This is a genomic window from Dechloromonas aromatica RCB, assembly GCF_000012425.1.
This window is the reverse complement of record NC_007298.1, coordinates 1,353,341-1,364,163: the sequence shown is the minus strand read 5'-3', so window position 1 is coordinate 1,364,163 and position 10,823 is coordinate 1,353,341. Positions and strand designations below refer to the sequence as shown.

Below are 10,823 nucleotides of genomic sequence, written 5' to 3'. Positions count from 1 at the left end.
GATTGCTTCGGCGCCGCCAGCTCAGGCTTCGGTCAGGCTGCGCGTTCCCTGCTGCGTCAGCGGCAGGCCGTGGTGCGCCAGCGTCCGTGCCAGACCGCATTCCAGGGAGATCTTGGACGTCTTGCGCAGCACATATCGTTCACGGCTTACGTCCAGGACGCTTTTCGGAATGTCGACATAGCGGCTTTCCGTGTGGGACGCCTCTACTGGGATCGCGCACAAGGTGCGCAGGCGCGCGATGACTTCGTTGAGTGAGTAACCTATGCCGCTGCCGATGTTGAACAGCGCTTCCCGGCTCTCGCTGCTCGCCAGCACCATCAAGGCTTCGACGACGTCGTCGATGTACGCGAAGTCGCGGATGATTTCCCCATCGCCGCGCACCGGAATCGGCTGTCCGCGCAGGATGTGGCCAATAGCAATGGCGACGAAACCCTGCCTACCATCAATGCTCTGGCCGGGCCCATAGGGATTGGAGAGCCGGGCGATCTTGCAATCCAGCCCGTGATGATACTGGTACAGGCGCAGATATTTTTCGATCGCCAGCTTGTGGATGCCGTGCGAACTGATGGGATCCGTGGACGCAGTTTCCGGCACCGGGAGCTGTTCATGCACGCCGTAGACAGAGGACGAGGACGTGAAAACGATGCGCCCAACTTTTTCCTGGACGCAGAGCTTGAGAAGCTGCAGTGTCTGGAACACGTTCTGCTGCAATTCGAGGCTTTCGTCCACTTCATCCCCAGGCACCGTGCTGGAGACAAAATGGAAAACCGTGCCCGCGCCATCAAGCGCCGCATGCACGTCGGCACGGGAGCCCATGTCACCTTGTATCCAGTCGAGCCGGCCATTGAATTCCTGTGGGCACGGATTGTGGTCCAGCACACGGATTGACCATCCGTTACCGAGTGCCGCAGCGAGAAAATTTCGACCGATGAAACCCGCGCCCAGTACGGTCACGGGGCGCGGTTGGCTCGCGTCAGTGCGGGATGATTCAAGCTTCATGCGCCAGCTCCGGCTGCAGCAGGCCGCGGGTGCGGGCGTGCATGCGGCTCAGGGAAAAATGTCGATCAAAGGCAAGTCGTGCATTCTCGCCCAAGGCTTGGCGCAGCTCGGCATCTCGGGCCAGTTCAGCAATGGCCGCAGCCAGGGCTTGTGGCTCGCCCGGTGCAACCAGCAAGCCGTTGCTGCGGTCGCGGATCGCTTCGGGTATGCCCCCCACGCGGGTGGCCACGATTGGGCAGCCAGCGCGCATTGCCTCCAGGAGGCTATAGGGGAAGCCTTCCCACAGGGAGGGAAAGGCGTAGATATCGAAGCTTGCCAGCAATGTGGCAATGTCTCCCGTATAGTGGCCAAGGAAATGAATGCGGTCCTGCAATCCCAGTTCGCGCGTGCGTTGCCGCATCTGTTGGGAGACGTCCCCCTCACCTGCCAGCACCAGGTCAAGCTGGGGGAAAGTGCCGGCGAGGCTGGAATAGGCTTCCAAAAGATCCAGTACGCCCTTCAGGCGGTCAAGCCTGGCGACGCAGCCCACCTGCAAGCGGCCCACCCGGCGTGCCGGGGCGGCGGGAGGCGCATCTTCCAGTCCATTGTGCAGCACATCGGCGCGCCCAGGCGGCATGCCGCGCAGTGTTTGCAATGCCCGCGAAATCGCCTCGGCGTTGACAATAATGCGGCCTGCGTTGCGCCAGGAGAGGCGATCGAGCAGGGCATCCCAAGCCGCGACCGAACGACGGCGCGGGGACGGAGTGCTGACGATGCTCATCGCCGCATGCAGCCTCGCCATGCGGGCCGCAACCAGCATGGCCAGACAAGCTTGCGACGCCGGATAGCCACCGTTGCAAACCATGACCATGACCGGCCGTACACGCGCCAGCAGCGCACGCAACGAGAGGATGTTGAACAGGAACAGCAAGGGCTCGGCCGGCAGTAGGGCTGCCAACAACAGCTTTTGCAGTGTCCGGGGCCAGGCCCCGATCTTGTGTGCTACCAGAGAGCGCGTCAGGAATGAGGCCCGCAACACCTTTACGCTCGAGGAGGCGCGGGCCAAGTCTTCGGCAAAGACGCCGCCGGCGTTGGCGGCCATCAGCACTTCGTCAAAGTCCCTATGCAGGCCATTGAGGAGGTCGATCATGTAGCGATTGCCGCCACCGCGCGCATAGTTCTCGGTGAATACAAGGAGCCGCCTCACTCGCTTGCGTCCTTTACGTAAATCGCCAAGATGTAGGAGCTCAGCGCCGGATGGTTAACCCGGTCCAGCCAGCGCAATTGGCGCAGCAACACGCCGGCCTTCAGCAGCAGCTTGACCAGCAGTTGTCCAGCCGATTTGACGCCACGGTCGGCCACCGGCAAGGAGGGTTCAAAAGACCCCAGATAGCCGATATGAACTGGCTTCAGAGGAAACTGGTGCACCAACTGTTCAAACCAGCGTAGGTTCATGATGGACAAATTATGCTTATCCAGGATTTCAGGCTTCAAGGCTTTTTGCAAAGGCTTGTACACGCCATTGAAGTTGGGCACTCCCAGCACCAGCTTGCCGCCCGGTTTGAGCCACGCCAAGTGGCGTTTCACCACCTCCTCCGGACGGTCGAAATGCTCGATGAAGCCGAAGGAGATGACTACATCGAATTGCGCTTGAGGCTCGATGGCGAAGAAGTCGCCCGTCATGATGTTGCCGCCTTCAAGTCCAAGCAGCGCGAAATTGCGCTCCGTTGCTTGCATGCCCGCTTGAGAGTATTCAATGCCGGCAGGCTGCAGCCCGAATTCCTTTGCCATAAAGGCAAGCCATTTGCCAGGCGCGCAGCCGACTTCGAATGCCCGCCCCTGCACAGAGCCGAGGTGCTGCTTCAAGCCGCTGGCCAGGCAGCGGTCGAAGGAATCACGCTGGTTGACCACGCTGGGCAAGGGGCAATCCCGCCAGTAGTTGTCCCAAAATGTAACTTCGGTTAGCTCCACGGTAGTCCTGTTGTCAGCCGTCGGTTTGATGAAACCCAGCATTCTACCTGCGAACGGCTGCTGCCAGTGTGAGGATTTTCGAGTGGCGATAATGTCAAGAGCCCGTCCCGTAGACCGAAGGAATCATTGCGGGATTATTCTCGGCGGAGGGCGCTCTTGCCTTTGAAAGTCTGTAGCACCATCTGGTCCCGATTGAAAGTGGAAGCAAAGGGAAGATGACTTTGCGCTGTATCACTCCAATGTGAAGCATGCTGACAGATAGGACGAAAAGCACGCCGCCGGCGAAGATAGCCATCGAACTGGCGGCTTCATCTGCTACGGAAGGTGCGAGCAGAAGTGCGCAGCTCTTCCAGATCGACACTGCACAAATTGCTGCCAGGACTGTGAATCCCACCAAACCATATTGGAGCGGGAGAGCGAGAAAGAATAAATCGTCCGAAAAAAGCCGGCTGCCCGAGAGGGAGCCAGTGATGCCGTGACCAAAGAGCGCAATAGCCAGGTCTGACGCTTCACCGCGTAGCAGGTGCCACCACTCCGACTCGATTAGCAATCGCTTGGCCAGATCGAATAAAAAACCAGGCGGTACTTGAAAGTCAGCGTCAGTCACCGCGGGCTTGTAATACTGGGCGGACGCTCCCACAGGATCTATAAACAGAATGGCGCCAGCGGAAATGACGCTGGCAAACATGTCAAGCAGGGCTCGCTGCTTCAACTTTTTGTCGACTGATGACAGGTGAAGAAAAAATGCGATCAGCAGGAAGCTAAATATCAACGCAACGACCGGCATCCGTGTGCCATGGCTGCAAAGCGCCACAGTCTCTACAACTACAATCCCAATCCAAAGGCGCCGGCTCGAATAAGAGTAAAGAGAGATGGCGGCCAAGGCGCTGATGGCGACGAAGAAGGTAGAAGCATGCGCATGTTCGAGCAATCCTGTTGGGCGATATCCAGGCAGGTACAGTTGGGGCAACACCCACCCGGTTATCAGTTTTACGCATTCCATGTTGGAGATCTGGAACCAGGTACTTCTCTTGAATACCTGGGTTTCGGCGATTTCGTACAAAAGCTCGATGGAAACGATAAGCCCGCCTAATGCAATAACGGATACGATAGACAACAATGTCTTGACCCGAATGGCGGGCATTGCAAAAAATAAAAGTAGGAGTGCGCTGAATAGAATAAATGCGCGCAGCGCAATTGCCTGATCTCCGAACATGGCTTCATGCAGGCCAAATAGGAGGTGGTGCAAGGTCAGGCAGAGAAAAAGGGCAGGAAGCACGCCGAATTACTTGCTTAAATGCCACTTCCTGTAGGCAGATGGGGCGGTTAGCGCGATCGCAATGAATAAAAACACATACGGGACACCTCCGGGGATTGGACTCTTCCAGACGACCTGGGCAAGACATGCAGAAGGAAAAATCGCGAAAACCGAAATGAGCAACGCCTCCCCAGCGCTGTTAGCGAGTGACTCGATTTTTATGGGGAGCGGAAATCCTGTCATGCCCACTTTCTCCCCTCTTTTTGAGAGCGGAGAAAACAGGCCGGGGCGGAAATATTTTTAAATCTTGTTCCCAAAATGCGTGAAGACTAGGGTTAAATTAATTTAAGCGGCTTCTTAATTCAGCGAGCCTCTCTTCAGCTTGGTAGCGAATGCCGCCACTTCATTGCTTCGAAATTCGGCGAGCTGCGGTGCCACCATAAGTATAGCAGTCGCAATGGAGAGATGAATAACCAGGCTGACGACTGCGGCCGGCAGGCTGCTATGCAGATTGTGCAGATCAGCAGGAAATACGGCGCAGCCCAGAAACCAGGACAGATAGCCGGAGCCAAGCAAAATGGCGATGGCAAGTGGCTGGTAAAGCCATTCATAGCGCCAACCATGATGGCGTGCGAGTGCCCATCCCTGAACATTCGTACTGACAATACCCAGCACCACCATTTTGAACGCGAGCCCGATTGCTCCGAGTCCCAGTCCTTGAATTCCGCCATCGGTCGGAGCCAATAGGAGCAAGGTAATGGGAATTGAAAGCAGCATCATGACCGAACTGACCGAGAAATAAATATTTGTTTGCCCGGTCGCCAGCAAAGTGGTGCCGTTGATCTGCCCCAGCGCTTGATGGATGGGGTATAGCAGCATCAGGCCCAGTACAGGCCACGCGTCGGCGTAGGCCGGACCCACCAAGGCCCGGACGATAAGCTCGGCCCATGGAACGAGGAGGCCGCTGCACAGGGCGCCGAGGAATACCAGGCTCTTGCACGTCTTGCGATACATGGCCTGAGCACGAACGTTGTCCTTTTCTTCCCATGCGGCAGCGATCTCTTTCCAGAATATGGGGAGAACGGCTGTCGTGACGAGCAAGCTCACCGAGGCGAGCTGGTAGGCGACTTGAAAGTAGCCTTGCTCGGCGGCGCCCGCATAGCGTTGGAGCAGCCATTTGTCTGCAAACTCATACGCGCAGGAAACAACGGCCAAGGCAGCAAGCGGACGACAATAGTGGGCGAACTCCTTGATCACCTGGCCGAGCCGAGGCGCGGGCAACTGTTCCCCTTGAGCGCCGCCCCGAAAAAGCATGCCACCGGCGACCGCCGTGGACATGGCATAGGTCAGTGCGAGCGCTGCCAAAACGGATGACACATCCCTGTAGCCGCTGGCCATCATCACGATCATAACTGCCAGGTAAGCCAGGGACGAAAGCAGGCCGCTCGCCTGGGACAGCAGGGTGCGTCGCATCGAATCCGAGACCTGCCCTATGCTCGGCCAGAGTTGCTGCTGCACGAAGGCCGCTGCCGCCGCCCACATCACGACACCAAGCTCATGACCGACCCAGATTTTTTGAACCAGTGCGGACGGCAATACCAGGCCGACTACCAGGAGCGTCGTCAGGAACTGGAGCGCCAGCCAGCCGTAGTAGTAGAGAAAGAACAGCCAGTGCCGGCGTCGCTGGGAAATAAACGTATAGAAGGCACTTGAGGTCCCGAGGTCGAGCAGCGACCGCACTGCGGTGAAGCTCCCCAGCAAAAACATCAGGTCTCCGTAGGTTGCAGGGCTCAGCCCGCGCGCGACAGTGATGCTGGTGGCAAAACCGAAGAGCGCGCGCAACAGGTTCCCGCCCAAAGACAAGATCAGACGGGTCTTCAAAGGCAAAGCGTTCACCCGGCAACCCTTCTGCGGGCGCAGGCTCGATCCAGCTCTTCGCGCCAGACGGTCAGGGCATCTTGCTCGCTGCGCGCATAGCGCGCACAGAAGGAGTCGACCGCTGCCACGCGTTCAGGCTTGCTCCACCAGGCTTCCACGTCGTGCGCAGCCCGCTGGACAGCTTGTGCCGCAGCTTCGGGGTTATGGAACAGAATTCCGGCATCTCGAAGGCGCTGATAATAGGGCTGTGCTTCCGGGCGCAATAGGTTGCTCTTTTCATCCCAGAACAGCAGGGTCGGTTTGCGAGCTGAAAGCGCCTCCAGAAAAGTGGTCGAGAGGTGGTCGCAGATGTAAAGCCGGCATTGGGCGAGACTTTGGGGAAAAGGCCTTTCCCAATCCTCGAGCTGCAGGCCAGGTTCTTGGGCCTTGAGGCGCTGCACCAGTTGCCAGCCATTGTCTTCGTAGTGAGGGCGCAGGCGCAGCCGCGTTTTCCACTCTGGAGCCAGGGCGTATAGAAAACGGGACTGCCATTTCAGGTACCTCTCGAAATGCTCGGGTAGGTAGGGATATTGGACCAAGTATCGGGACGCCGAAGTTGTAACCCACAATAGTTCTTGCCCGGCGTTGTCCGCTTTTTGTGGATGGCGGCCAATCAGCTTTCCGGCGGGCATCGGGTGCACCATCGCGCGCGTTCCCTCGCGAGTCCATCCCCAGCTGAAAAAATCGTCTGCAATCGCAGTCTCATGATCCTCCGCTAGCATCAATGCCTGGGCACCGTAGTTTCCCCCATGCTGAATGGCCAGGAGTTTTGCCCCTTTGCGCAAATAGCCCACGGCCGCATGCTTGAAAGTTTCATCATAGTGCCAGGCATTGGCGCTGCAGAGGGCGGCCACCGATTCCGGATATTCCTTCTCTGCCGCGCGTCGGTAGCGATGGAAGTCTTCCAGAAGGCAAACAGGAAGCTCCTGCGGAAGCAGCCGGGTGATGAGCCGTCCGACCTCGTCATCGGGCCCAGGCATGTTGTCCAGACCTTGTCGCAGGGCTGCGTCAGGCGCAGATACAGTCAACGGTTTGAAGGGCGAAATCCATGGAAGAATGCGGCCCCGGGAATTTGTAGCCAGCTTCATTTCCAGGCGCCTGGGGAGATAGCTATCGCGCAAAAGCACGATGTCGGTGGCGGCGGCGACAGTTCGGACCAGGACCCGGGAAGCGAGATACAGGACCCTTTGCTTGATGGGAGCCGGCTGTACGTCGGGCGTCTTACCTGGCAATGGCAAGGATTTTTCCGGCAAACGCTTTCCCATTACACGCAGGAGTTCCGACATCAGTTGCAGGTTGTACCTGTCTGTCGAGAGGGCATAGGCCGCATCGATTGTGTTCCCCATGGGGCGACAGGAGCGTTCGTCCAGAACTGCGCACTGGAGCCCCGGAATGGAATTCCAGGCAAGCTTCAGCCGCAGATAGCGATCCAAGCTTGAGTTGATAAACATCTGGAGCCAAGGACCAGCCAGCACCTGCCATTCGCGCAATTCATAGGCCACGCTGAGGAGCGCATTCAAACGATCCGCGAGAGGCGGAAGCATGGTCCGATACAGTTGCTGAGCCTGCTTTCCTGCCGCGATCTCGTCTTCCAGGTCGAGGTAGGGTGAAGGCAGTACCCCGGCAGACGTCAGGCTCGGATGAGATCGGCACCAGCTCGCAAGGGAAAGTTGCTCCTCGTTCCCGACGAACTCGTTCACCGGCGCCAACACTAGGTGAAGTGACGAATCAGAACTCAACGCAACAACCTAATCACACCAAATGCTTCGGCCGCCATGAAGCCCGCCTCGTGCCCGCGGTGGACAGCCAGTGCTTGAAGGTGCTCGATGCTCCTTGAATGCGGCGCACAGCGCATCTCTTCAGCGTAGGCCTTGAGTGCCTCCAGTTTGCGCGGCAGTTGGGCTGAAATATCGACGCGCATTTGCGGCAGGAAGGGGTGTTTCCCTGGGGTGTTCCATTCGCTGCTCGACATGACTTCAAACGTATAAATTTCTCGCACACTGCAACCGGGTTGAGGGCGGCATGCTGTCAACACTGCTTCATGAACCAGGCGGTGATCCACATTGAGATCGCCGTGGTGATGGGTATAGATGACCTCGGGGGCAATTGATCTGATCAGAGGCTCAATCGACTGGACAATGTCCAGCAGTGCCAATGTGTCGAGCCGGTTATCCGGCATCTTGAGATGGTGGACTGCATGGATGCCGAGTATGGATTGCGCTCGCGCGGCGGCAGACTCGCGACGAGCGATGCCTCTATCGGACCCTTCCTTGCGCGAGCTGACACCATCTGCGACAAAGATCGCTTCGACCCGATCGTCCTCATCGACATGCCTGGCCAGCGTTCCACCGCACCCCAGCGCTTCATCGTCGGAATGGGCCGCAACGACGAGAATTCGCCTATTCATCGAAGTGCGTCCATTTCACTGGCGTGCCGCGCGAGACATCCTGATTCACGCGCCTGCCGATCAACTGATCAAAGTATTTTGGTTCAAGCCCCATCCCCGGGCGTATGCGACGGATGTGTTCCGCTCCTATCACGGTACCAGCGCTCACATCGCGCACGAAATACACCGACCGCCGGAAGACCTTGCTCGCCTCCTCAGCTTGCTGCCGTTCAAACCCGAGGCTTCCAAGTGCCGACCAGGCGTCGCGGGCATCCTGGCACAGCCGGCGCAATTCGTCCGGTTCAAGGGAGAACTCGCTGTCCGGCCCCTTGTCCGCGCGGCTCAGGGTGAAATGTTTTTCGATTACGCAAGCGCCGAGGGCTACACCAGCCACCGAGGCTACCGTGCCAAGCGTGTGATCGGACAGGCCCGGCGTGACGCCGAAGCGGCTTTCAAGGCCCGCGATCTGTCGCAGTTTGGCCTGATCCATCGGTGCGGGATAGCTGCTGATGCAATGGAGCAGGACAAGGTCGGTGCAACCCGCTTCACGGGCCGCGCTCACTGCTTCCTCGATTTCAGCCTCGCTGGCCATTCCGGTCGACATGATCATCGGCTTGCCGGTCGCGGCCACGTAGCGGATCAGGGGTAGGTCTGTCAGTTCGAACGAGGCGATTTTGTAAGCTGGCGTATCGAGGGCTTCCAGCAAGTCGACAGCGCTCTCATCGAAGGGTGTCGAAAAGACCGTGATGCCTATCTTTCGCGCATGTTCGAACATGGCCTTGTGCCAGTCGAAAGGTGTCTGTGCCCACTGATAGAGGTCGTACAGCTTGTATCCATCCCACAGGCCGCCGCGGATCATGAACTCAGGCTGATCGCAGTCGATTGTCATCGTGTCGGCCGTATAGGTCTGCAATTTGATTGCATCCGCCCCACAGGCTTTGGCTGCATCAATGGTTTGAAGCGCACGCTCCAGCGAGCCGTTGTGGTTGGCCGACAGCTCGGCAATGATGAACGGCGGAGCATCGTGGCCAATGCGACGGCCATCAATTGAAAAGCTCATGTGTCGGCTCCTTTTGTAGATTGGCATTTGCTGATTTGTGCGCGGGCTTCCAGTATCCCGTTTTTCAGCTCGGCGTTGGAGAAGCAGATGCGGAATGCCCCATGCTCAATGAAGGCCAGAGGATACCCTGGTGCATCCAGCATGCGGATATGGTCATAGAGTTTGTCCAGCGCACCTTGGCTTGGCAACACGCTTTGATCAGGGGTTCGCCGCTTGAAAGTAAGGGGGCCACCTTGTTGCTCGAGCGGTTCGGGCTTCTGGTCCACGATCCAAGAGATCAGCTCAAAGCTGAGCGCTCCGGCTCTGAGGTAAATATCTTCGGCTCGCCCGTTGAGGTGCAATGGCCGTTTGGCGTAGACCGGGCCGGCATCCATCTGCGCAAGCATGCGCAAGGCGCTGAGCTTTGTTTCAGTGTGCCCGGCAGCGATCAGATTCTGCAAGGGACTGCCGCCTCGGCCGTAAGGAACATCTGTCATGTGAAAGCAGACGCACTCATATCTGGACCACACATCTTTCGGCACCAACCAGCTCCAGTGCAGGAAAAAAATGTAGCTCGGGGATTGGTGTTCCAGTGCAGCCATCAGTTCGGACGGACAGGAGACCCAGGTCCAGTCCCCAGGGGTTTCGCGTTGGAGTGCCTCAAAGCCGGGGCGGTGCCAAGCCTTGCAACTAGCGACAATGTATTGCTGGAGGTCAGAGCGCTCCGGCAAGGTCCGGTGGGCTCTAGCCTCCAGGCAGGCAAGCACCCACGGACGCTGCTCGCGCCATTCGTTTTCAAGGATGCCATAGCGTATGACGTCAACCGGCCCGGAATCAGCAAGGTGGCCATCCCGGAATACGCCTTCCCTTTGAAAGCCTAGCCGTTCATGAAAAGCGATGCTGCGCTGGTTATTGGCAAGCACGTCGGCATTCAATTTGCGCAACTTGAGCTGATCGAATGCGTAGTCCAGACCATCCATGCCAAGCCGGGTGCTTGATCCGCCCGTAGCCTCGGGATCGCGATAAAAGCCCCAAAAGGCCATACCTTGGTGGGGCCGATATTCGGTAAAGTACACTGCGCCATCGGGCTTTCCCGTGTCGTCCTCATGCACTAACCAGCAGACCTCCGGATTCACGCTCACACGCTCGAACCATGCGAGATGTTCACTCTCCTCAATCAATTGGGTTGAGAACATGCTCAGACGTACGAAGGGATGGTTGCGCCAGTTACGAACCATTGCGAGATCGCGTTCGGCGAGTGGGCGTAGCGGCAT

At 58.1% G+C, this 10,823-nt stretch carries 9 protein-coding genes; all 9 read right to left on the bottom strand.

What is annotated here, in order from left to right; translation table 11 throughout:
- Positions 1 to 21: 21 nt before the first annotated feature.
- Entirely contained in the window at positions 22 to 999 is a 978-nt protein-coding gene (locus DARO_RS06515; protein ID WP_011287019.1) for an NAD-dependent epimerase/dehydratase family protein, read from the bottom strand.
- Complete coding sequence (locus DARO_RS21600; RefSeq protein ID WP_011287018.1) at positions 989 to 2,185, bottom strand: glycosyltransferase; 1,197 nt, start codon at positions 2,183 to 2,185, stop codon at positions 989 to 991. Before DARO_RS21600 ends, DARO_RS06515 begins: the two co-directional genes overlap by 11 nt.
- Positions 2,182 to 2,991, bottom strand: coding sequence for a class I SAM-dependent methyltransferase (locus DARO_RS06505; RefSeq protein ID WP_198134109.1), 810 nt, complete (start codon positions 2,989 to 2,991; stop codon positions 2,182 to 2,184). The genes DARO_RS21600 and DARO_RS06505 overlap by 4 nt, the downstream gene beginning before the upstream one ends.
- Positions 2,992 to 3,043: 52 nt before the next feature.
- A complete protein-coding gene (locus DARO_RS06500; protein ID WP_011287016.1) occupies positions 3,044 to 4,228 on the bottom strand; it encodes a hypothetical protein in 1,185 nt (394 codons plus the stop codon).
- A gap of 336 nt (positions 4,229 to 4,564) precedes the next feature.
- Positions 4,565 to 6,103 (bottom strand): lipopolysaccharide biosynthesis protein, encoded by a 1,539-nt coding sequence (locus DARO_RS06490; RefSeq protein ID WP_011287015.1) that lies wholly within the window; start codon positions 6,101 to 6,103, stop codon positions 4,565 to 4,567.
- On the bottom strand, positions 6,100 to 7,836 hold the full coding sequence (locus DARO_RS06485) for an LIC12162 family transferase (protein WP_041224248.1): 1,737 nt from the start codon (positions 7,834 to 7,836) through the stop codon (positions 6,100 to 6,102). Before DARO_RS06485 ends, DARO_RS06490 begins: the two co-directional genes overlap by 4 nt.
- A gap of 23 nt (positions 7,837 to 7,859) precedes the next feature.
- Positions 7,860 to 8,531, bottom strand: a complete 672-nt coding sequence (locus DARO_RS06480) for a PIG-L deacetylase family protein (protein ID WP_011287013.1) — start codon at positions 8,529 to 8,531, stop codon at positions 7,860 to 7,862.
- A complete protein-coding gene (pseI, locus tag DARO_RS06475) occupies positions 8,524 to 9,597 on the bottom strand; it encodes a pseudaminic acid synthase (RefSeq protein ID WP_497463034.1) in 1,074 nt (357 codons plus the stop codon). Before pseI ends, DARO_RS06480 begins: the two co-directional genes overlap by 8 nt.
- Positions 9,567 to 10,823: a UDP-4-amino-4,6-dideoxy-N-acetyl-beta-L-altrosamine N-acetyltransferase gene (gene pseH / locus DARO_RS22180; RefSeq protein WP_011287011.1), complete on the bottom strand. Its 1,257-nt coding sequence runs from the start codon at positions 10,821 to 10,823 to the stop codon at positions 9,567 to 9,569. The genes pseI and pseH overlap by 31 nt, the downstream gene beginning before the upstream one ends.